The organism is Ruegeria aquimaris, from assembly GCF_025751555.1.
Classification (GTDB): Bacteria; Pseudomonadota; Alphaproteobacteria; order Rhodobacterales; family Rhodobacteraceae; genus Ruegeria_B; species Ruegeria_B aquimaris.
This window is the reverse complement of record NZ_JAOWLB010000026.1, coordinates 34068-56121: the sequence shown is the minus strand read 5'-3', so window position 1 is coordinate 56121 and position 22054 is coordinate 34068. Positions and strand designations below refer to the sequence as shown.

Below are 22054 nucleotides of genomic sequence, written 5' to 3'. Positions count from 1 at the left end.
GTCCGCCGTCGCCGTGTTGTCGATGTCGCCGTCGCCGCCGCCGTTGTTGTCGATGTCGGCCTGGGTGATCGCGTAGGAGGTCGAGATCGTGGTGCTCTCGCCCACGGCGAGGTTCGCGATCGTCTCGCTGGTGCCGGTGAGCGGGTCGGTGACCGTCACGTTGGTCAGCGTCTGGTTGCCGGTGTTGGTGACCACGAGATCGTAGTTGATGATCTCGCCGGCATTGTTGAGCACGCCGTCCCCGGCCGTGTCCACCCCGGTGACCTGCTTGTCGATCGCGAGGCCCGGATCCTGGACGACCGGAACCTCCTCGCTGTCATCGACCGGATCGGTCTGGTCGCTGTCCGCCGTCGCCGTGTTGTCGATGTCGCCGTCGCCGCCGCCGTTGTTGTCGATGTCGGCCTGGGTGATCGCGTAGGTCAGGCCCTCGAGCGTGATCACCTCATCCGGCGCCAGGCTGGCCACGACATGGTTGGTGCTGGTCAGCGGATCGACCACGGTGACATTTGTCAGCGTCTGGTTGCCGGTATTGGTCACCACCAGCTTGTAGGTGATGACGTCGCCGGCCTCGTCGGCCGAGGCGTCCGGACCTTCGCCGCCCACATCCGTCACGATCTTGTCGATGGTGAGCGCCGGATCCTGGACCACCGGTGCCGCAACTGATGCATCAGCTGTTGGAGTGGTGCTGTTGCCGAATGTATCCTCGGCATATGCGGTAACGGTGGCCGTATTGTCGATGTCTCCGTCACCGCCGCCATTGTCGTCCAGATCGCTTTGTTGGGCGGTATAAGTTCCGGTATAAGTCCAGGTTTCGCCAACTTCGAGAACGCCATCGGCACTCATCGACTCGACAGCAGCGGACAATCCAGATCCGTTGATGCCTTCGATCAGCGGGTCCAAGAGGGAAACATTGGTCAGATCGATGGTGCCGTCATTGCTGACCACGATTTCATAGCTGATAACATCGCCCGCTGCGTCCACCGGTCCGGTTCCGGTGCCATCACCGTCTATGTCTGTTATCGTTTTGGTGATGCCGATATCTGCTATGACGCCTAAGTAGCTGGACGGGTCAAAGGCCGAATCCGAAGTCGGGCCGACAGTGACCGTCACCGTTCCCAAATCCTGGAACAAACCGGTTTCCGCTGTCCCTGACTGTTCGGCTATCCAAGTTTCGCCTTCGTCCAGCATGTTGTCCATGTCGGTATCACCGACGACAAAATTGCCTGAGTACACGAAGCTGGGACTATAGTCGTCGCCTGGGTCTCCCGGTGTCCCGTTATCATTGGTCAGGTCGATGTCAGAGATATGCACCGAGTCTCCGGTCAAGGAGACTTCGAACTGCCAGACGACATCCGATGAGGTGAACGAAGGATCGTCCGGGCTTTCGGCAAGAATGATGATCGGGTCCGTCGGGTAGTCGCCCGCCAGACTGTCCTGGCCGTTGGAGTAGGTGTTCTCTTCGATGTCCAAATCGAATTGTGGCGCCGGGATTGCCGGAATTGTTACCGTCGCTGTGTCGGTGTCTGAGAGCGTCGTTGGTGAAATGATCGCGTCATCGCCAGTCGCGGTTGCGGTGTTGGTGATCACCGCGCTGGGTTGGCCAAAGCCAGGAGCGTCATAAGTGACTTCCCAGGTAAACGTCGCGTAGGAATCGGCGGCGAGATCGTCTGCATATCCATCGCCGTCCAAATCGGTCAGGCCGGTGATTGAGGACATCGTCGTTCCGGCCGGCAATTGTTGGACTTGAAGGCCGGTTTCGTCACTGTAAATGATCAGATCATCCGATGTATCACCGATGGTGCCGCCATCGTCGACGAACCCAATGTTGTAAAGGCTTGCATTGCCGATATTGAAAATTTCGTATTGATAGACCGCGGTTGCAGTATCTCCGTTCAGAGTCGCGGTTTCGCTGTCATTGAATACACCATCGTCATTGGCATCGACTGTTTTGGCAATGAAGATTTCGGGGATGCCGATACTCCCCACTTGCTTGAACGGTATCGTTTGTGCGCCACCTGGAATCACGTCCAGTTCGTTACCCACTTCACTGCCGTCGCCGTCAACGGTGCGCGCAGAGGTCAATTGAGCCTGAAGGTTCCCGGTCGGGTTCGACCCCGGGTCACAGTACAGTTGGGTGTCGATACGCACGACGACGGTTTCACCCGCCTCAAGATCGGTGACACTGACAGTACCATGCAACTCGGAACCGGCCTGGAACATTGGCCCTGTCATCGTTTCCGAAACCAAGGTTGCGACGCTGCCACCATCATCGTTGATTCCATTGTCGATAGCGTCTTCGCCAGCGATCAGATCCTCGATCGCACCGTAATTGATGCTGACCGAGACAATATCGCCGATGGCAAGACCGGACTGGCCGGTCGTGTCCATCAGGAACGAGAAATCAAGCTCGATAGTCTGGTTTTCGTCATCGGGGGTATCTGCAACCGTGATATAGGCAAAGTAAGTGACGATATCACCACATGCGAAATCACCTCCCTCGAGGGACTCGACCACATCGCTATCGACGCCAATTGTGCGATCATCATAGGCGCCGCCACCGGTCAGGTGATTATAGCTTTCCGGCGCCGCAGCAACAAAGTCGATCGAAAAATCACCACCGGAATCCCAGAAGGTGGTCGTGTCGCTACTTCCGGTTTTGACGTCGTCTTCGGTTCCAAAAACGCCGTCCTGTCCTGGATCGACCTCTTCGGCGGTAACAAGGAAGAGTTCGTTGAGAGAGTCATCGGGGTTGACGTACCATTCAGCGACGATGGTTCCATTAACTTCGCCATCCAGATCGCCGGGTCCGCCATCAGTTACGAAGAACACCGAATGGTCTTCGACGGTGCCTAGAGGGCCTGTTCCGTCGTCGTCCGGACTGTCCGTGGGACCGGCATCCAGTACATCGTCATCGGTTCCCAAGATGCCATCGTCGCCCGGATCCAGATGCTGAACCTGGAACGCTACGGTTCCGCCTTCTTCGACATTCCAAGCAGTAATCGTCGCCGTTTCACCGGGCAGGTAGTCGTCCTTATGTGTGGACACCAAGAAGATACCATTGGTGAAATCATTTAGATCGAAAGTCATACTTGGTTCCCCCTATGAACCTCAACGAACGCGTCAGGAGACGCGATGCGAAAGACCGTTTACGTTCTGCTTGGAGGATGCGGTCCAGATCAAATGGCGACCGCAAGACTTCGAAATTTACTAGACGCTTGGTTGAAAATTGATTGGCGCACACATTTCGTCCAGATACCTGACAGACTTTCCATCAAGGATATCCAGATACGATATTGTATTCGTCACCATTTGACCACCAACGTGTACAACGTCCACCTTTCGTTAACACGCGATTGAAAATCCAGATTGCATTAACGGTAACTGACCAATTCCCTACAGTCGGCAACCGCGACTCAAATGCGATCCTTCATTCATAGATGCGCGCAAAAATTCCCCCACAGAGCTTCAGAGCCGCAAGATAAGATCAAGCTGTCTTATTACCTCAATGAGCCAAAATATGCTGAAAAAAAGATGTTTGTCAAGAGATTGTTGGATGTCAGTAAGAACTGGTGCGTGGATCCTTGCCTTTGTCTGCGTTATTGGAGTTTTCGACATGGGTTTTCTCGATAGTCAATCGACGTGGCCCTGATGCACATATCGGCAAAAAGCTGGCGTTATCCTTTCACCGGGCGGACTTATCTCAGAGGTGCTGGAAAAGGAAACCAGCTCGAGACGGGCAGGGCCATTCAATGGCTTTCCTTCACGACCAAAAGATCCTCGTTTCGCGATCGCAAGACGAGCCCTGAGATTATCTGCCAGACAGTTATGAAGTGCGACCGGTCTCCGCTGTTGCTGCGAAACGTAGAAGATTTGTTTCACTAGCACAGCATCGACGCGAGCCGCGAAGCCGGTTGATTTTGGTGGCAAAGGTTTGGGCCTATGTTCGTGCAGATCAACTGCGAGAGGCTCTATCTTTGGTGGGCAGTTAAACATGAATACGGGGTCCCGGAGAGCATTGTAACGTAGGCGCGAGGCAAGAGGGCTGCGTTGATAATTCGTTGAGAAATCAACGCGTAAGTATGGCTTTGGGGAGGTTCGGGTCGCGTACCGGTTGCGTTAAAAATGCATTGCCTTGAAAGAGATCGTTGCGGCCGACTGGCAGGGTGCCGGTTGAAGGGCACCTTTCGCAAGTACTTGATAAGGTTGCGGAGGTCATCCGGGAATCCAAAGGTAACACGGTTCCAGATCGCCCGACCATGAGGGCGCTGGATTCAGCGGAGAATGAGATGTACGCAGACCACCAGACCCGCCGCATAGGTCCAGTCTGCCAATATTTTTTTGTTGGTTTCTTAGGGCCAGGGCGTAGCGTGCCCACGATAGACGGGCCTTGTTACTACTCGCTCTGACACGTAGCCTTGGCGTGATGCCGCATGTCGGGGCTTATGTCTGCTCTGTTTTCTCTTGGTCCAGATGGTCGCTGGAAGTGTCGCGACCTTTAACAGCAGGGCTATGAGACGATAAAGGTTGTCGTTGATACTGCTCACCTCCCTTCGAAGGACGAGCGCACTACTTCGATTTTGCGACACAACGCTTTTATGTATTTCTCGGGGCGTGGGTACCTTGGCTGTGGATGACTCGATTGCCATGCACGAAACCACGGCCAACGCGGTCACCACTGAATCACTGAGTTCGCCTATCCTCAGACGCCTACACCAAAGGAATCGTAAATGATGGGTCAAAAAGTGATTTTGGGGGCTGATTTTGGGGCCGCTATTCTCGCTGCCAACCCAAGTCCTTGTTATTTAATGGGAACTCCACAAAGAATGGCAGCCCGTAGGGGAATCGAACCCCTCTTTCCAGGTTGAAAACCTGGCGTCCTAACCGATAGACGAACGGGCCGTGCTTGGCGTGAAGCGGCTTTTACGGAGAGTCGCGCGCAGGCGCAAGTGGGGGAAGACGATTTTTCTCTGCACGGAAAACGTTTTGAATCAAAACCCTGATCTACTCTTCTCGGGTCTGACACGGTCGCGATTCAGGGGGGATATGGCAGCCCGTAGGGGAATCGAACCCCTCTTTCCAGGTTGAAAACCTGGCGTCCTAACCGATAGACGAACGGGCCACGCTGGCTTGTGGAGGGCCTTTTACGGTGTCCCACTGACCCTCGCAAGCAGAAAAACACGCTTCGGAGAACTTTTTTGTGAGGGGTGAAAAACCTCTTGTTTTCAAAGCCTCAAGCCTCTGCCGCGTCCTCGATCCTTAGTTGCACGCTCTGCCTTCCGCCCCAGGAATTGACCTCGAGCCGCCCGGCGAAGTGAAAGCGCGCGCCGCCGTGGTTTTCCAGCCGGGGCCCGAGCGGGCCGTCGAAGGCGCCGAACAGGATCGCGTCCAGACCGCCGCCCATGCCATCGGCCAGGGACAGTTTCAGATGCGAGGCGCCGACCCGCTTGGCAAACCGGATCTGGAGGTCGGGCAGGGCATACCGCGGGGCAGGGGCACCGGCCCCAAAGGGACCTGCCTGCTCGATCTGTTCCAACAGATCGACGGTCGCCGCGCCCGGCATCAGGGTGCCGTCCAGTTTCAGATCCGCAGGTCCGCCGTCACCCGCGCCCTGTTTCGCCAACAGGTCGGACAGGCGATCCATCGCCGCCTCCAGCTTGTCGCGCATCACCGTCAGGCCCGCGGCCATCTTGTGGCCACCGCCCTTGACCAGCAGCCCCTCGGACGCCAGCCGCTGGATCGCGGCGCCCAGGTCGAGGCCCGAGACCGAGCGGCCCGAGCCCTTGCCCTCTTCGCCATCGAACCCGATGACGATGGCGGGGCGATTGGCCGCCTCCTTCAGGCGCGAAGCGACGATGCCCACCACGCCCGGATGCCAGCCCTCGCCAGCGGCCCAGGCCAGCGGGCCGTCGAGCCCGCGCGCTTCGGCCTGTTCCAATGCGGCGGCGCGCACCGCCTCCTCGATTTCGCGGCGTTCCGAGTTCAGCTGGTCCAGCCGTGCGGCCAGCGCCTGGGCCTCGGACGGGTTGTCGGTGCTCAGCAGCCGCGCGCCCAGATCGGCCTGTCCGATCCGGCCGCCGGCATTCACCCGGGGACCCAAAAGGAAGCCGAGGTGATAGGTGTTGGGGGCGGTATCCATCCTGGCAACGTCTGCAAGCGCCACCAATCCGGGATGCCGCCGTTGCGCCATGACCTTCAACCCCTGTCGTACCAGCGCCCGGTTGGCGCCTATCAGGGGCGCGACATCGGCCACCGTCGCCAGTGCCACCAGGTCGAGCATGCCCATCAGGTCGGGACCGGTTGCACCGGCCTCGCGTATCTGGCGGCCCGCCTCGACCAGCATCAGGAACACCACGCCTGCGGCGCAGAGATAGCCCAGATCGCCGCTTTCATCCTGCCGATTTGGGTTCACCACCGCGACGCAGTCGGGCAGGGTCTCGGCCCCCAGATGGTGGTCCAGCACGATGACATCGGCGCCGCGCGCAGCGGCGATCGGCTCGTGGCTCAGCGTGCCGCAATCGACACAGACGATCAGTTCGTGGTTGGCCGCCAGATCGCGCATCGCTGGCACGTTGGGGCCATAGCCCTCGTCGATCCGGTCGGGCACATAGAGCGTCGCCGTCAGCCCCATCTCGCGCAACCACCGGATCAGCAGCGCTGCCGAACTGCCGCCATCGACATCATAGTCTGCAAACACCGCGATCCGTTGCCGCTTGCGCACGGCCTCCAGGAACCGCGCAGCCGCGATCTCCATATCCTTCATGCCTCGGGGATCAGGCAGCAACTCCTTCAGCTTGGGGTCGAGAAAGCCGCGCGCCTCCATAAGCGGCACGCCCCGCCGTGCCAGCACCTGGCAGACCGCCTGCGGCAGGTCGCTCTGTTGCCGCATCATCTCGGCCGCGCGTTCGGTCTCGATATCCGGACCGACCCAGCGGCGACCACTCAGCGAACTGTCCACTCCCAGATATGCCACCCGTCACCTCATGCACAAAGGCCGGACCCTGCGCGGATCCGGCCCTTCATTTCGCCCCAAATACTCCCGCCGGAGGCTGCGGCGCCAGCCGCATCCCCCGCCAAAGGCTCAGACCGGGGTGCGATAGCTCATCCGCCGTACCGAGCCGGTCTTGGACCGCATCAGCAAGGTGGTTGTTTCCACCCAGCCCGGTTCGCGCTTGATGCGCGGCAAGAGCGATCCGCCGGTCACGCCGGTGGCGGCAAAGATCACGTCCTGCGTCACCATCTCGTCGCGGGTATAGACGCGGTCAAGATCGGTGATGCCTGCCTTGGCGGCGCGGCCGCGCTCGTCGTCGTTGCGGAAAAGGAGCCGGCCAAAGATCTGGCCGCCCATGCATTTCAGCGCCGCCGCCGCCAGTACCCCCTCGGGCGCGCCGCCCGAGCCCATGTACATGTCGATGCCGGTGGTCTCGGCCTCGGCGCAATGCATCACGCCCGCGACGTCGCCGTCGGTGATCAGCCGGATCGAGGCGCCGGTCTCGCGCACTTCGGCGATCATCGCCTCGTGGCGCGGACGCTCCAGAATACAGACGGTGATATCCGATGGCTTGCAGCCCTTGGCCTTGGCCAGCGCCTCAACGCGTTCGCGCGGCGACATGTCGAGCGAGACCACGCCGTCTGCATAGCCCGGGCCGATGGCCAGTTTTTCCATGTAGACGTCGGGCGCATGCAGCATCGAGCCGCGTGGGCCCATGGCGATCACGGTCAGCGCGTTGGGCATGTCTTTGGCGGTCAGCGTGGTGCCTTCCAGCGGATCCAGCGCGATATCGACACCCGGTCCGTTGCCGGTGCCCACTTCCTCGCCGATATAAAGCATCGGCGCCTCGTCGCGTTCGCCTTCGCCGATCACCACGACACCGGCGATGTCCAGCAGGTTCAGCTGTTCGCGCATGGCGTTCACGGCGGCCTGATCAGCGGCCTTCTCATCGCCACGACCGATCAGAGAGGCCGAGGCCAGCGCCGCCTGTTCAGCCACGCGGGCGAGGCCCAGGGAAAGCATGCGGTCATGAAATTCGGGCTTGGAGGACATGAATAATTCCTTGCAGATGGGCTTAGTGACCCTCTACCGCAGGGCGGCGGGGGTCCACAAGCATGTTTGCGAAAACGATGTGTCGGCGGATCAGACCGCCTCGATCCGCAGGGCGACCGGTTCGGCGGCCAGAACGCCGCTGTCGACCATGGCCTCGACCGCCGCGTCGATCGCCGCCCGTTGGGTCTTGTGGGTGACGATCACCACCGGCGCCTCGGCGCTGTCGTGGTCGGTCTGGCGCATCCGGTTGATGCTTACGCCCGCGTCGCCCAGGGCGGCCGCGACCTTGGCCAGCGCGCCGGGCCGGTCAGGCAGCAGGAGACGCAGATAATAGGGCGCGGGTGAGTTCGACTGGGCGCTGTCGGCATCTGCCAGCGTCGTCGCCGGTTGGCCAAAGACAGGCAGGCGGAAACCGCGCGCGATATCGCAGATGTCGCCCAGCACGGCGCTGGCGGTTGGCCCTTCACCCGCGCCGGGGCCACGCAGAACCACCTGTTCCACTGCGTCGCCTTCGATCACCACCATGTTGGTGCCGCCTTCGAGCTGGCCCAAGGGCGAATCCGCCGGGACCAGGCAGGGACGCATGCGCTGTTCCAGCCCACGTCCGGTGCGCTGGGCCACGCCCAACAGCTTGATGCGATACCCCATGTCGGCGGCATAGGTGATGTCTTCGAGGTTGATCCGCTGGATGCCTTCGATGTCGATTCCTTCGAAATGCGGCCGGGTGCCAAAGGCGATGGAGGCCAGGAGCGCGAGTTTGTGCGCCGCGTCTATGCCGCCCACGTCAAGGTTCGGGTCGGCCTCCAGATATCCCAGCTGAGCGCATTCCTCGAACAGCGCGTTATAGCCTTTGCGCTGCGATTCCATGCGGGTCAGGATATAGTTGCAGGTGCCGTTCATCACGCCCATGACGCGGGTGATCTGGTTTCCGGCCAAGCCCTCGGTCAGCGCCTTGATCACCGGGATGCCGCCGGCGACGGCGGCCTCGAACCGGATCACGCGGCCTGCTGCCTCGGCCTGTTCAGCCAGCGTCTGGCCGTGGATCGCCAACAGCGCCTTGTTGGCGGTGACCACATCCTTGCCGGTTTCCAGCGCGGCCTCGATCGAGGCCTTGGCGGCCCCGTTCTCGCCGCCCATCAGTTCGACATAGACGTCGATGTCGTCGCGGCGGGCCAGCGCCACCGGATCGGTTTCCCAGGCGTAGGATTTCAGGTTCACGCCCCGGTCCTTGGCCGCATCGCGGGCCGACACGGCAACGATCTCGATACGGCGGCCGGTGCGCGCCTGCAACAGATCGGCATGCCGACGGATGATGCGAACGACGCCGACGCCAACGGTTCCCAATCCCGCAATTCCGAGCCGCAATGCCGGTTTCATCTTATCAGTCCTTTCTGCTCACCCTCGGCGCGGACCTTGTCCGACCGCCACCCTGATTGCGTGCCTTAGCCGGATCGGCGGGTCCGTGCAACGTGTGGCACCGCTATTCGGTGATGGTTTTGGTCACTCCGTGTCTTCGCCCTCGTCGGGCACGGCTTGCCGCAGGCGCTGCGCCTTGGCCTGCAGCGCCGCGCGCCGACCGTCGAGGCTTTCGGCCAGCTTTTGCGCCTCGTCCTCGGGATCGGCGGGCGGACCTAGCGTCTGATCCAGCGAAACCAGCTTGGGAAAGGGTTTTCCCTGCAACTCTGGCCCGATATGTTCATCCAGTTCCGGAACCTGGGTGCAGGCCGTGATCAGGACGAGCGAGATGAGGCAAAAGCGGAGCATGCGGTTGACGGGAGTTGCTGATTTCCAAGCCCTTGTCGCGCTTTCAGGGGTTTGGCGCAAGTGGGGCTTTTATCTGAACGTATGTTCAGATAGCGTGGGGATATGGCACGTACCCAAGGCTCTCATTCCGACATCACCGGCCCGCGCATCCAGGACGCGGCGCTCAGGCTGTTTGCGCGGCACGGATTTGCGGCCGTGTCGATGCGCCAGATTGCTGGCGAGGTGGGGGTACAGGCGGGTGCGCTCTATAACTATACGCCGGACAAGCAGAGCCTGCTTTTTGGTCTGATGCTCCGCCACATGGACGAGTTGCTGGGAGCCCGGGCGGATCGGGCAAGCGGCGACGCGATGACCCGGTTGCGCGATTTCGTCGGCTTTCACATCCGGTTCCATCTGGACCGGCCCGACGAGGTGTTCATCGCCTATATGGAGCTGCGCAATCTGACGCCCGAAAATTTTGCCACCATCGAGGCGCTGCGCAAGCGCTACGAGGATGATCTGGAAGCGATTCTGCGCGCAGGGGTGTCTGAGAGGCTTTTCGAGGTCCCGGATACCAAGATCGCGACCCTGGCGGTGATCGCGATGCTGAACGGGGTCAATACCTGGTACCGCGCGGGCGGGCGCCTGTCGCTGGATCAGGTCGAGGGCATCTACTGGGACATGGTGCGCAAGGCGGTTGCCGCGTAACCAACAGGTCACGCGGCGCGGGTCTCAGTGTGCGGGGCGGATGAATGTGCCGTTGCGCAGATCGCGCATCGCCTGCATCAGCTCTTCCTGCGTGTTCATCACGATTGGTCCGTGCCAGGCGACGGGTTCGGCAATCGGCGCGCCCGAGATCAGCAAAAAGCGCACCCCGTCGGGCCCGGCCTGAACCGTCACCTCGTCGCCGGTCCCGAAGCGGATCAGGGTGCGGTTGCCGGACAGGTCACGAATGTTGACCTCTTGCCCCGCAACCTCCTTTTCCAACAGCACGCCGGTGGGGGTCGAGGCATCGGCAAAGGCTCCGGCGCCTTCGAACACATAGGCAAAGGCGCGGCGGTAGGTGTCGATCCGGAACGTCTTCCGGACCCCCGCCGGAACGAAGATGTCGAGGTATTGCGGATCGGCGGCTATGCCGTCCACCGGGCCGGTCTTGCCCCAGAACGTGCCCACGATCACTTTCACCCTTGTGCCGTCGTCGTCGATGATCTCGGGAATCTCGGTGCCGCGCACATCCTGATAGCGGGGGGCAGTCATCTTCTGCGCCGCCGGAAGGTTGCCCCAGAGCTGGAAGCCATGCATCTGACCCTGCGCGTTCCCCTTGGGCATCTCCTGATGCAGGATGCCCGATCCGGCGGTCATCCATTGCACGTCGCCTGCGCCCAATGTGCCGGTATTGCCCAGAGAGTCGCCGTGATCGACGGTGCCTGACAGCACATAGGTGATGGTCTCGATGCCGCGATGCGGGTGCCAGGGGAAGCCGCGCAGATAGTCCTGCGGATACTCGTTGCGGAAATCGTCAAACAGCAGGAACGGATCCAGTTCCGTGGGGTCCTGGAAACCGAAGGCCCGGTGCAGCTTGACGCCCGCGCCTTCGAGTGCTGGCGTCGCGCGGCGGGTTTCAAGGATCGGTCGGATGGACATGGTCAAACCTCTGTCAGGTTGGTGTTTCAGCAAACATAGGACGCGGTTGCCGTCGAACAAACGAGTCAAACGACACGGTGCCTGTGCAAGAATGAACACAGCCGGGTTGGCGCCGTCGGTCGCATTTGTGGATCAGGTTACAATCAGGATCAGGACAGGTCATTGTCGCTCTGCGCGTTCCGAAGTGGGGCAGGACATGCTTGTTTTGCGATAATCTGTTATGGATTGAGGTGCTTAAGGAGAACGATTTATGAATCGACGCACTTTTTCCATCGCGAGCCTGCTGGCGCTTTCGCTAGGCCATGTTCCATTGTTCCGGCGCTATTTTCCGCAGCGGATCAAGAGTGGTTGGCTCCTCAGGGATGAGGACGTCTGATGCTTTTCGATTTCGCCAAGGGTCCGCTGACGCCAGAACAGCAGTATGACGTCTGTATTTTGGGGGCGGGGGCTGCCGGAATTACGCTTGCCATACGCCTGGGGCGCGCAGGCAAGCGCGTGGCGTTGTGCGAAGGCGGCGGGCTGGACTATGAGGACGATTCGCAAGAGATCTATGCCGGGCAGACAATTGGCGACCCTTACTTCGACCTGGATATCGCGCGGCTGCGGTATTTTGGCGGCTCAACCAACCATTGGGGCGGGTATTGCCGTTCGTTTGAGCCGACGGATTTCAATCGAGGGTATCTGGGCGATGATTTTCGCTGGCCCATCTCGCATGACGATATCCTGCCCTATCTGGCCGAGGCCTGCGAGATCGTCGAGATCAGTTCCGACTACCGGGACCGGCTGGTGGACGAAGAGCTTGGTCTGCGCCAGGTGGATTTCAAATATTCGCCCCCCGTCCGGTTCGGGGAGAAGTTTCAGGCCGAGATCGAAAGCTCGAAAAACATCGACCTGTTCCTGAACTGCAATTTCACCGATCTGACCGGCGCGGACAGGCGGGTGCGCTCGGTCAAGCTCAGGAATTATGCTGATCAGGACCTTGAGATCCGCGCCAATTCCGTGGTGTTCGCCATGGGCGGGATAGACAATTCCCGGCAGCTCTTGTGGATGGAGCGTTTGCATGGCGGCAGCTTCTTTGACCGCGATCTGCCGATCGGCCGGTACTGGATGGAACATCCTCATTTCATAATCGGCGAAGCGTTGATCAAATCCTGGGACCAGGCCAACCTGTACTTTGCGCTGACCGAAAAAATGCAAAAGGCCCTGGGGATCATGGGCTGTGGCGTGGTCGTCGAAGAACAAGGCGACAGCACGACCAAGCGGTTGATCAAGGATCTGCTGTGTGTGGCCCCGGGTGTCGGCGCCTGGGCGGCGGATCTGGCGGGCAAGAAGCTGATTTGCTCCTATCGGTTTCAGGCCGCCTGGGAGCAGGCGCCAAATCGTGAAAACAGGGTGGCCCTGTCCGACCGCGCGGTGGACCGTTTCGGAGTTCCGCAGTCGGAACTGCATTGGCGCAAGGCGAGCATCGACCGGGAAACCATGCTGGCCTCGACCCAGCAATTCAACGCCTTCATTCTGAGGGAGAACCTGGGCCGGCTCCAGTTGCGCGATTGGGTCTATCAGGGGGACGAGTACCCCGACGACGACATTCTGGCCGGGTATCACCACATGGGGGGAACGCGGATGTCGTACTCACCACGGTATGGCGTGGTTGACGGCAACTGCAAGGTGTTCGGAGCCGAGAACCTCTATGTGGCCGGATCCTCCCTGTACACCACGGCAGGTTACAACAATCCGACCTTGGCGATTGTTCAATTCGCGCTGCGGCTTGCAGATCATCTGGTCAAGGTCGTCTAGACGCCCGCCCACCAATCCGCCGGTTTTGCGCGTGCCCCGTGACTCGTCGCGAGTCGCAAGGCCAGTTTGCGCAGCGGCGACAGCGCCAGTTTCAGCCACAGCCGGTGTCGGCGTCGGGAGTAATCGCGGTTGAACGGGCAGACTCGCATGCAGATGGCGCAATCCGATGACAGTTTGGCCCAGAAGGAGAAGCATTTCTCGGCGTCAGAGGTCCATTTGCGTACGCCCCGTATGGCCGAGACATTGGCGGTCTCGGTCGAGGGCGGGCCATAGGGCAGGGCCTTGACCGGGCAGGCATCGGCACATTTCGTACAGATGTCGCAAAAGGCGCGCACGCCTAGCGGGCGGGCTACGTCATGGGCCAGCGGCAGATTGGTGAAGATCTTGGAAAATCTCAGCCGCGGCCCGAATTCCGGCGTGATCACCATCTGGTTGCGGGCGTACTCGCCCAGCCCGGCCTGGATCGCATAAGGAATGACCAATCCGGTGTCGTTCATCGAGGCGGTCGCCTCGTAGCCCAGGTTGCGGATATAGGCGGCCAGTTGCATCACCACGGCCGCCTCATGGCTGTATTCGCGTCCCGTCGCGGCCCCGGCCAGAGCCGAGGGGTAGGTGGCGACAAGATCGGCCTCCATCTCGTGACCCAGCACGATGACCGAGGTCATGCCCTCGGGCAGACCGAGGGGCGCCTCGGTCATGTCCCGCACATCGACACGCGCGGTATAGAGCCAGCGCTCGTCCATGCCGGTGATGCCGCACAGGTCGGCGCCGAAGAACCGAGCGATACGCTTGATTTCGGTGCTCATGCGGGCCGGCTCGTCTATGTCGACCCGTTGCGGCGCAACCGGCGTGTCATTGCTGATCGGGGCCTGAAAGCCTTCGCGTCGGCCTTCGGCGGCGTGCCGGTTGGTCACGACATCCGAGATCAGCCAGGACGCGTTGCGCAGCGCGAAATCGCGCTGGGTGAACCCGTCGCCCCGGCGCGGGATCGCTTCCATCCGGTAGGAGGCGAAGAAAGACTGGGTCTGTTTCGACTTCACCCCATCGTCCCACATGGCGCGGGTGAATACATCATTGCGCTGCGAGAAACGTTCGAAGTCCTCGGTCACGTCGATGCCCGCCTGGGCATCGCTATCGAGTCTGGGGTTGGGGCGGTTGGCTGGGTAACTCATGACCGGCACGCTAACTCGGGGTTTGTGGGTAGGGCAATGGGTCTGTTCCGGCGGCCCGTGATCGGATATGGGAGGCGGAACAGCAAAGGATCGGAACATGCAGGACGAGGTACTGGCGGTAGTAGAGGCTTCGGCGCCGCGGCGGTGGCTGGCTCTGGTGATGCTTGTCGCACTGGGGGTGCTGCTGATCTATGTGGCGCTGATGACGCCGCCGCCGCTGATGTGGCAGGTTTTCCTGATCGCGCTTGGCGCGGGCTCGCTGTGGATGGCGCAAAGCATGTATGCCGCGACAGCAGGGCGGGTCGAGCTTACCGACAGCGAACTGCGCACCGGCACTGGCGAAGTGATCGCCCGCATCGAAGATATCGAACAGGTCGAGCGCGGGGCTTTTGCGTTCAAACCGTCCAACGGGTTTCTGATCCGCACGCGGGCGCCCGCACTCCGCGCCTGGCGGCCCGGTCTGTGGTGGCGGCTTGGCCGTCGCATCGGGGTTGGCGGGGTCACACCCGGATCCCAGACAAAATTCATGGCCGAGATGATCTCGGCCATGCTGGCGGAACGGGACGGAACCCTGCCGCGCTGAGCGTCAGACGCTACCGGCGATCTCGTTGGTAAAACGCGGTCGCGTGAAGATGAAGCTCTCCATCACCGTATCGTCCAGGCCGACGTTGAAGGGCGCCTGATAGGTGTTGCGGGTCTCGACAAGGATCAAAGTATCCTGATCGGACATCGGCGGCAGTTTTGGGCTGATCTCGGCGACATTTGCGTTGCTGAGGCTGGTCGGGAACCCGCGGTTCGCAGACCAGCGTACCCGGTGCCGGTCACGCTTCTTGTCATATCGCAGCAACGAGACCCGCATTTGCAGATTGTTGGGCGTGCCGACCATGCGAGCGTAAAGCTGAACCATCGAGTCGATATAGGCATCGTCAATCGTGCGGGTTTCGCGCGAGATGAGGTCACCAATTGTATAGGCGGCCTTCACGTTCGAGGCTGCATCGCGATAGCCGTCGAAATATGTGTAGCCGATCATCAATGTCCAGAACAGGATCGGCACCGTCAACAGCGCTTCGACAGCGATGGATCCCTCTTCGTTCGACCGAAATTGTGCCAGTTTTTTCTTGATGCGATCTATCAACATGGCTTTACAAGGGCTCCTGCACGAAGACGGACATGGCTGTCAGGGCGTATTGGCCTTCGTCGTTTGCCAGGGTCGCACCCAGGGTCGACGAGGGAAAGATCGGATTGATCTTTGCGCAGGCGCGCAGAACCATCAGCTCGTTCGCCTGACCATTTTCGAATTGGCGCACAGGTTTGACTTCTTCGGAAAGGTCAGTGCAATCCGGCACGGCAGGCAAGGTGATGCCTGCGTACGGATCCTGGCGGACCATCTCCAGCTTGAGATTGGTGCTGCAATTGCGGATGAACACCGCCTTTTCGCAAATCCGTTCTTTCAGCACGTCATGCGCCGGGTTGGTTCCGGTGTTCAGGCGCAGGTCGCGCACCACAATATCGACCGCGCGTTCCAGCATGGCATGGTTGAGCGTCATGAAGGTCAGTTCGACCGCCGCCAGCATCACGCCGACAACGGCCGGAAAGACGATGACGAATTCGACCGTGGCGTTGCCGTCCTCGCACTTGCGGAACCGGCGTAGAAACTTGGCCAGCTTGCGTGTCATTGGGTCAGCCTCAGTTTACGGATCGACGATGCGATCGAGGTGAAGGCGTCACTGATTTCCAGTCCGGTGGCGTCGTAGTAATGGCTGTCCGAGCTCGCACAGTCCTGAAGGACACGACGCCCGTTTGCCGGTGCCTCAAAACCGACGGAGTAGACAATGACGCCTTGGTCCTTGGCCGCGTCGCAGACGTGCTTGGTACGCTGATCCTTGGCCGAGGCTTCCTTGCGGGTCAGGGCAGAGCTGTACCAGTCGGCCCAGGCGCTGCTGGAAAACTCGTAGTTGTAATAGGCGTTATAGGCCAGAGACACCTTGTTGAGCAGCTCGGGATAGGTCAGCCGCACGGCAGTGCCGGGTTCGTCCTTGTCTGCGCAGGAGTAAATGCCGCCAGAGTCGTATCCGCAGACCGGGCTGGTTCCATTGCCATAAGGGTGGTCAGACCACTTGTTCTGGTCCGGCCAGTAATAGTTGTGCCCACCGTTGTCATGGTAGATGCTGAAGGCGTTTTTGGTGTTGGTGTCCGGAGAGCCGCTGATCGCGTCTTCCGACGCATTGTACCAGACGTTTGAATTGCCAGTGCGCAGAGACGGGTTCAGCATATACTGGTCGGTGTTCTCACCATCTGACATCACGATCAGAACCTTGAGCACATCGCCAGAGTCATAGGCCGACGGGCGACCCGAGAAGGAAACATCAACCTTGCTTTGTGTAATCAGGCCATCAATCACGCTGCGGGTACTCGGGTCGAGCATGACGATGCCCCATTTGGCGCCAATATCGATCGACGTGTTGCCGCGTGCGGTCATTCCGTCGATGTAGGTATCCAGGACGGTCTGATCATTCGTAAACGGCAGGATCGCAGTGCTGGCCCGTATCGGACATACCGGAGTCTGGATCGGATCCTTGGAATAGGTAAACGGGTCGAAATGCATAGTGCGCTCCAGCGGCGTCGTGCGCGACAGGCCGGGCTGGCTAAATTCGTCATCGATGAAGTTCACGCAATACGAGTAGTTGTGTTCTGTGCTGACGTTGTAGAACTGGAGCAAATCCGGGCCTGCATTGACCTGGCTGGCATAGGGGATAACCGAGATCGAAACCGCACCGTCTTCGGTCGCCGACAGCATGTGGTCCACGAATTCCTTGGCGGCGATCTTCAGGTTGTAAAGTCGGCTGTTGCTGTTCATCGAGCCCGAGACATCTAGAACAAGCGAAATCTCGACATTGCCGATGCTTTCCTCGGCGGTGCTGGTTGCCGGGATGGTCAGGCTGTCATAACCCGAGAGTTTCATGAAATGGGTTGGAAGCTCGGCGGTGGCGGTGGCCGACACCTTGCGGTACCCCAGCCCCTCGTCGACGACGACACTGGACAGGTATTCCAGCAGGCCTGCCTTCTCCAGATAGGACCGGACGACAGTCTCCGGCGGAACCGACTGGTCGAGGTCGGCGGCGGCCAGAACCGCGCGATCCAGCGTGTACTGGAGCGCGGCGCGCTTCTGCTCGAACCGCATGAGATCGACACCGATACCCGCGGCCCCGACCATTGCAAGGAACAGAAAAAGTGCGAGAATGGTCATCGCTCCGTCTTCGGCCTTTGCGAAGGTTTCGCCCGTGCGTTTCACACGACCCAGAATGTTGCGTGTCACGGCAGCGCGACAGCCAATCGGCATGATCATCATACACCTACCTTTCCGGCAGAACCCCAGCCGGAGATCAAAGTTCAATGCGAAGTAGTGCACCGCAAAGATGGCAGGATTGGGGCGCTAACGGTGCCAAACAGTGAACGTTAACCGTTGGTTAAGAACACTCGGGGGTTTTGCTCCGGTTTGTTTCCGGGGTCTCTACAATCACCGGCGAATCGCGCTTTGGGTCATTTCCGGCGGTTTCAGGTGATTAAAAAATTGGCACTTTGCGAACGTTACGTCATAAGGGGCCTGCGACAAGGTGTCATGAGCCGAGTCAGGAAAGGTCATGGAGGTTTTTTGTTAATGGCCCGCAAGAACGAACCCAGTTTCCGCGAAAGTGTGGACATGATGTTCAACAGGGCAGCCGCCCTGATGGATCTGCCGCCGGGGCTGGAAGAGAAGATCCGCGTATGCAACGCCACCTACACGGTGCGCTTCGGCGTCCGGCTCAGAGGCCAGATTCAGACCTTTGTCGGTTATCGTTCCGTGCATTCCGAACATATGGAACCGGTCAAGGGCGGTATCCGCTACGCGATGTCGGTGAACCAGGACGAGGTCGAGGCGCTGGCGGCGCTGATGACCTATAAATGCGCGCTCGTCGAGGCCCCGTTCGGCGGCTCAAAAGGTGGGCTGTGCATCGACCCGCGCCAGTACGAGGAATATGAGCTGGAGCAGATCACCCGCCGGTTTGCCTATGAGCTGGCCAAGCGCGACCTGATCAACCCGTCCCAGAACGTGCCCGCGCCCGACATGGGCACCGGCGAACGCGAGATGGCCTGGATCGCGGACCAGTATGCGCGGATGAACACCACCGACATCAACGCGCGGGCCTGCGTCACCGGCAAACCGCTGAACGCTGGTGGTATCGCCGGCCGGGTCGAGGCGACGGGACGCGGCGTGCAATATGCGCTGCGCGAGTTCTTCCGCGACAGCCAGGGTGTCGCCAAGTCGGGTCTGACCGGCAAGCTCGACGGCAAGCGGGTGATCGTCCAGGGCCTTGGCAATGTGGGATATCACGCCGCCAAGTTCCTGAGCGAAGAGGACGGCGCGATGATCACCGGCATCATCGAACGCGATGGCGCTCTGGTCAGCAAGGACGGGCTGGATGTCGATGGAGTACGTAACTGGATCGCCAAGCATGGCGGGGTGACAGGTTATCCGGATGGCACCTATGTGGCCGACGGCGCCAAAGTGCTGGAAGAGTCCTGCGACATCCTGATCCCGGCCGCGATGGAAGGCGTGATCCATCTTGGCAACGCCAAGAAGATCAAGGCGCCTTTGATCATCGAGGCGGCCAACGGCCCGATCACCTCTGGCGCAGACGAAGTGCTGCGCGACAAGGGAACCGTGATCATTCCTGACATGTATGCCAACGCCGGTGGCGTGACCGTGTCCTATTTCGAATGGGTCAAGAATCTCAGCCATATCCGGTTCGGCCGCATGCAGCGCCGGGCCGAAGAGACCCGCACGCAGATGCTGGTGGACGAGTTGGAGCGGCTGTCGGCCGACAAGGAACTGGGGTGGACGCTGAGCCCGGGGTTCAAGCAGAACTACCTGCGCGGGGCGGACGAGCTGGAACTGGTGCGCTCGGGTCTGGATGACACGATGCGGGCGGCCTATCAGTCGATGGCGTCGATCTGGCACGAGCGCGCGGATGCGGTGGATCTGCGGACGGCGGCCTATCTGGTGTCCATTGACCGGGTCGCCAAGAGCTATCGCGCCAAGGGACTTTGATCGTGACATGAGCGATGGAAGGGCGCGCTTCGGCGCGCCTTTTACCATTTTTGGACAAGTGAGAGTTGGCGAGGCGCTGCGCGACACTATTCTTGGCGGATACGTGTCAAAAGGGCGAGCCATGACCGGAAATCTTCGTGCGTTTTCAATTGCCGGCCTGATGGCCGTCGCGTCCGGTACCGTTCAGGCGCAGCCCCGGCTGGGTTGGACACCGGTTGTGGACGGTCTGCTTCTGTACCAGGGCGCGGCAGACCTGTCCGGTGGAGGCGAGGTTTCGGCGACACGCAGTTTCCTGAGGGCCGGAGCCTTGTACAGGGCAGAGAACGGCGCCTCGGCCGGTGTGCTGATCAGCTATGGACAGGTGGACTACGATTTCTCGGGTGGCGTTGCCGCGCGCCCCTGGGGCGACATCCGCGACATCCGGGTGTCCGCGCCGTTACGGTTTCCGGTCGGGGAGCGTGCCAGCCTGTTCCTTTCACCTCAACTGCGCTGGAACTACGAAGCCGGGGCCAGTGCGTCGGACGGGCGCACATGGGGGTTGTTCGCCGGGCTGGCCTGGCAGGTGAATGACCGCTTGCGGATCGGTCCCGCGTTCGGCGCTTTTTCGGAACTGGGGAACGGCGATGCGCAGGTGTTCCCGGCATTGCTGGTCGATTGGCAGATCGACGACCGTTGGTCTTTGAGCACCGGTACCGGCCTTGGCGCGACGCAGGGGCCGGGGCTGTCGCTGAGCTACGCGCTGTCCGACGTGGTCAAGCTTTCGCTGGGGGCCCGATCAGAAAGCGTGCGGTTCCGCCTTGATGGAACCGGTCCTGCCCCGGGTGGTGTGGGGGAGGAAACCAGCATTCCCGTCGTTCTATCGCTGGAGTACGCGCCGAACCCCGGCACCAGGCTGACGGTGTTTGCAGGAGCGGAACTGGACGGGCAGTTGGTGCTTGAGAACGCTGTCGGAGCCGAGATCAGCCGGCAAAGCTATGGTGCCGCACCGGTCGCTGGTTTCGCCTTCCGGATCCGGTATTGATGACCAGGCCGCGTAGCGCGCCCCACTCCCTCGGAAAATCGGCGGCTGGGCCCTGATTTCTTTGTGCCTGTTGCTTGCGCAACAGGTTATGACCGCCATTGTACGAACGGGTAGTTGTACGCTTGTCGTCAGAGCGACACAGTTAGTCGCGCATGGGACATTCGTTGTCGATTACGGCCAAGAGCCTGGCCGGTCGGATGGTAGTCGTTGAAGCAGCGGGCCGTTGCCCGAACAGGGGAGACAAGGATGCGGTTTTCGGGTCTGCGTGTGTTGAAGGAAGGACTGACCGGCAACAAGGGGTGGCGGCCGCATTGGCGCGACCCAGAACCGAAGCCCGAATATGACATCGTGATCATCGGCGGTGGTGGGCATGGGCTGAGCACCGCATATTATCTGGCGCGCGACCACGGGCTGAAGAATATCGCGGTGCTCGAGCGCGGCTATATCGGCGGCGGCAACATTGGCCGGAACACGACCATCGTGCGCGCCAACTACTTCCTGCAAGGCAATTCCGAGTTCTATTCGCATTCCCTGAAACTTTGGGAGGGGCTGGAAGAGGACCTGAACTACAACGTGATGCATTCGCAGCGCGGTATCATCAACCTGTTCCACTCCGACGGGCAGCGCGATGCGGCGGCGCGGCGCGGCAACATGATGATCAGCCAGGGTGACGATGCGATCCTCTTGGGTCGTGAAGAACTGCGCAAGATGGTGCCCTACCTCAACTTCGACGACCTGCGGTTTCCCTTATATGGCGGCCTTTATCATCCGCGCGGCGGCACCGCCCGGCATGATGCGGTCGCCTGGGGCTATGCCCGAGGGGCCGACCAGCGCGGCGTGGATCTGATCCAGAACTGCGAGGTCACCGGCATCGACATCGAGAACGGCAAGGTCAAGGGCGTGCAGACAGTGCGTGGGCCAATCCGGGCGAAAAAGGTGGCGATGGTGGCGGCCGGCCGGTCCAGCCAGGTGGCGGCGATGGCAGGCATGCGCCTGCCGATCGAAAGCCATATCCTCCAGGCTTTTGTCACCGAGGGGCTGAAGCCGGTGATCGACAATGTGATCACCTTTGGCATGGGGCATTTCTACATCAGCCAATCCGACAAGGGCGGGCTGGTCTTTGGCGGCGACCTGGATTTCTACGCCTCTTATGCAGCGCGGGGCAACCTGCCGACAGTGGAACATGTGATGGAGGCGGGCATGGCGCTGATGCCGATGATCGGCAAGGCCAAGGTGCTGCGCAGCTGGGGCGGGATCATGGACATGTCGCCGGATGGCTCGCCCATCATCGACAAGACACATATCGACGGGCTCTATGTGAACTGCGGCTGGAACTACGGCGGGTTCAAGGCGGTTCCGGGTTCGGGCAGCGTCTTTGCGCATCTGATCGCCACCGGCAACTATCACCCGGCCTCGACCCGGCACAGGCTCGACCGGTTCCGCACCGGGCGCGGCATCATCGACGAAGAGGGCAAAGGCTCTCAACACAACCTGCACTGAAGGTGGAGGGGTTGGCATGAGTATTTCTGGCGAAATGAAGATGAGGG

Annotated in this window: 17 protein-coding genes and 2 tRNA genes; 7 read left to right on the top strand and 12 right to left on the bottom strand. The window is 60.7% G+C overall.

What is annotated here, in order from left to right; all coding sequences use genetic code 11:
- From OE747_RS22240 to OE747_RS22210, 7 genes are all read right to left on the bottom strand, one after another.
- On the bottom strand, positions 1-3087 hold a 3087-nt coding region (locus OE747_RS22240; RefSeq protein ID WP_263830658.1), incomplete at its 3' end, for a DUF11 domain-containing protein.
- A 1737-nt stretch (positions 3088-4824) separates the two neighbouring features.
- A tRNA-Glu gene (locus tag OE747_RS22235) sits at positions 4825-4899 on the bottom strand.
- Positions 4900-5044: 145 nt separating this feature from the next.
- Positions 5045-5119, bottom strand: a tRNA-Glu gene (locus tag OE747_RS22230).
- Positions 5120-5230: 111 nt separating this feature from the next.
- Positions 5231-6970, bottom strand: a complete 1740-nt coding sequence (gene recJ, locus OE747_RS22225) for a single-stranded-DNA-specific exonuclease RecJ (RefSeq protein WP_263830657.1) — start codon at positions 6968-6970, stop codon at positions 5231-5233.
- Between the two features lie 108 nt (positions 6971-7078).
- Positions 7079-8041, bottom strand: coding sequence for a class II fructose-bisphosphatase (glpX, locus tag OE747_RS22220; RefSeq protein ID WP_263830656.1), 963 nt, complete (start codon positions 8039-8041; stop codon positions 7079-7081).
- Between the two features lie 90 nt (positions 8042-8131).
- Positions 8132-9418, bottom strand: coding sequence for a homoserine dehydrogenase (locus OE747_RS22215; RefSeq protein WP_263830655.1), 1287 nt, complete (start codon positions 9416-9418; stop codon positions 8132-8134).
- Between the two features lie 123 nt (positions 9419-9541).
- On the bottom strand, positions 9542-9805 hold the full coding sequence (locus tag OE747_RS22210) for a hypothetical protein (protein ID WP_263830654.1): 264 nt from the start codon (positions 9803-9805) through the stop codon (positions 9542-9544).
- A gap of 102 nt (positions 9806-9907) precedes the next feature.
- On the opposite strand from OE747_RS22210, the gene OE747_RS22205 reads away from it, so the two are divergent.
- Positions 9908-10492 (top strand): TetR/AcrR family transcriptional regulator, encoded by a 585-nt coding sequence (locus tag OE747_RS22205; RefSeq protein ID WP_263830653.1) that lies wholly within the window; start codon positions 9908-9910, stop codon positions 10490-10492.
- 24 nt (positions 10493-10516) lie between these two features.
- On the opposite strand, the gene OE747_RS22200 is transcribed toward OE747_RS22205, so the two are convergent.
- Complete coding sequence (locus OE747_RS22200; RefSeq protein ID WP_263830652.1) at positions 10517-11428, bottom strand: pirin family protein; 912 nt, start codon at positions 11426-11428, stop codon at positions 10517-10519.
- Positions 11429-11678: 250 nt separating this feature from the next.
- Between OE747_RS22200 and OE747_RS22195 the strand changes: the two genes are divergently transcribed.
- Positions 11679-11804: a hypothetical protein gene (locus OE747_RS22195; protein ID WP_263830651.1), complete on the top strand. Its 126-nt coding sequence runs from the start codon at positions 11679-11681 to the stop codon at positions 11802-11804.
- On the top strand, positions 11804-13225 hold the full coding sequence (locus OE747_RS22190; protein ID WP_263830650.1) for a GMC oxidoreductase: 1422 nt from the start codon (positions 11804-11806) through the stop codon (positions 13223-13225). Before OE747_RS22195 ends, OE747_RS22190 begins: the two co-directional genes overlap by 1 nt.
- Here the strand turns inward: OE747_RS22190 and OE747_RS22185 are convergent.
- On the bottom strand, positions 13222-14397 hold the full coding sequence (locus OE747_RS22185) for a 4Fe-4S double cluster binding domain-containing protein (RefSeq protein WP_263830649.1): 1176 nt from the start codon (positions 14395-14397) through the stop codon (positions 13222-13224). The two genes, OE747_RS22190 and OE747_RS22185, sit on opposite strands and share 4 nt — an antisense overlap.
- 97 nt (positions 14398-14494) lie before the next feature.
- Here OE747_RS22185 and OE747_RS22180 point away from each other — a divergent pair, with 97 nt between their 5' ends.
- Complete coding sequence (locus tag OE747_RS22180; RefSeq protein WP_263830648.1) at positions 14495-14980, top strand: hypothetical protein; 486 nt, start codon at positions 14495-14497, stop codon at positions 14978-14980.
- Between the two features lie 3 nt (positions 14981-14983).
- Here the strand turns inward: OE747_RS22180 and OE747_RS22175 are convergent, their stop codons facing one another.
- The 3 genes from OE747_RS22175 to OE747_RS22165 are packed head-to-tail and all read right to left on the bottom strand — an operon-like array spanning position 14984 to position 17713.
- Entirely contained in the window at positions 14984-15535 is a 552-nt protein-coding gene (locus OE747_RS22175) for a TadE/TadG family type IV pilus assembly protein (protein WP_263830647.1), read from the bottom strand.
- 4 nt (positions 15536-15539) lie between these two features.
- Complete coding sequence (locus OE747_RS22170; RefSeq protein ID WP_263830646.1) at positions 15540-16073, bottom strand: TadE/TadG family type IV pilus assembly protein; 534 nt, start codon at positions 16071-16073, stop codon at positions 15540-15542.
- Positions 16070-17713 (bottom strand): TadE/TadG family type IV pilus assembly protein, encoded by a 1644-nt coding sequence (locus OE747_RS22165; RefSeq protein ID WP_263830645.1) that lies wholly within the window; start codon positions 17711-17713, stop codon positions 16070-16072. Before OE747_RS22165 ends, OE747_RS22170 begins: the two co-directional genes overlap by 4 nt.
- A gap of 342 nt (positions 17714-18055) precedes the next feature.
- On the opposite strand from OE747_RS22165, the gene OE747_RS22160 reads away from it, so the two are divergent.
- The 3 genes from OE747_RS22160 (at position 18056) to OE747_RS22150 (ending at position 22007) form a co-directional block, all read left to right on the top strand.
- The gene (locus OE747_RS22160) at positions 18056-19486 is read left to right on the top strand and encodes a Glu/Leu/Phe/Val family dehydrogenase (protein WP_263830644.1); all 1431 of its coding nucleotides are present in this window, start codon (positions 18056-18058) and stop codon (positions 19484-19486) included.
- 121 nt (positions 19487-19607) lie between these two features.
- Positions 19608-20507, top strand: coding sequence for a hypothetical protein (locus OE747_RS22155; protein ID WP_263830643.1), 900 nt, complete (start codon positions 19608-19610; stop codon positions 20505-20507).
- A 246-nt stretch (positions 20508-20753) separates the two neighbouring features.
- Positions 20754-22007, top strand: coding sequence for a sarcosine oxidase subunit beta family protein (locus tag OE747_RS22150; protein ID WP_263830642.1), 1254 nt, complete (start codon positions 20754-20756; stop codon positions 22005-22007).
- Positions 22008-22054: the final 47 nt, after the last annotated feature.

Excerpts from the sequence above, each read along its gene's own strand:
- OE747_RS22185 (WP_263830649.1), bottom strand. The coding sequence starts at position 14,397 with ATGAGTTACCCAGCCAACCGCCCCAACCCCAGACTCGATAGCGATGCC.
- OE747_RS22210 (WP_263830654.1), bottom strand. The coding sequence starts at position 9,805 with ATGCTCCGCTTTTGCCTCATCTCGCTCGTCCTGATCACGGCCTGCACC.
- OE747_RS22195 (WP_263830651.1), top strand. The coding sequence starts at position 11,679 with ATGAATCGACGCACTTTTTCCATCGCGAGCCTGCTGGCGCTTTCGCTA.
- OE747_RS22205 (WP_263830653.1), top strand. The coding sequence starts at position 9,908 with ATGGCACGTACCCAAGGCTCTCATTCCGACATCACCGGCCCGCGCATC.
- OE747_RS22160 (WP_263830644.1), top strand. The coding sequence starts at position 18,056 with ATGGCCCGCAAGAACGAACCCAGTTTCCGCGAAAGTGTGGACATGATG.
- OE747_RS22180 (WP_263830648.1), top strand. The coding sequence starts at position 14,495 with ATGCAGGACGAGGTACTGGCGGTAGTAGAGGCTTCGGCGCCGCGGCGG.
- OE747_RS22175 (WP_263830647.1), bottom strand. The coding sequence starts at position 15,535 with ATGTTGATAGATCGCATCAAGAAAAAACTGGCACAATTTCGGTCGAAC.
- OE747_RS22155 (WP_263830643.1), top strand. The coding sequence starts at position 19,608 with ATGACCGGAAATCTTCGTGCGTTTTCAATTGCCGGCCTGATGGCCGTC.
- OE747_RS22170 (WP_263830646.1), bottom strand. The coding sequence starts at position 16,073 with ATGACACGCAAGCTGGCCAAGTTTCTACGCCGGTTCCGCAAGTGCGAG.
- OE747_RS22200 (WP_263830652.1), bottom strand. The coding sequence starts at position 11,428 with ATGTCCATCCGACCGATCCTTGAAACCCGCCGCGCGACGCCAGCACTC.
- OE747_RS22150 (WP_263830642.1), top strand. The coding sequence starts at position 20,754 with ATGCGGTTTTCGGGTCTGCGTGTGTTGAAGGAAGGACTGACCGGCAAC.
- glpX (WP_263830656.1), bottom strand. The coding sequence starts at position 8,041 with ATGTCCTCCAAGCCCGAATTTCATGACCGCATGCTTTCCCTGGGCCTC.
- OE747_RS22215 (WP_263830655.1), bottom strand. The coding sequence starts at position 9,418 with ATGAAACCGGCATTGCGGCTCGGAATTGCGGGATTGGGAACCGTTGGC.
- OE747_RS22190 (WP_263830650.1), top strand. The coding sequence starts at position 11,804 with ATGCTTTTCGATTTCGCCAAGGGTCCGCTGACGCCAGAACAGCAGTAT.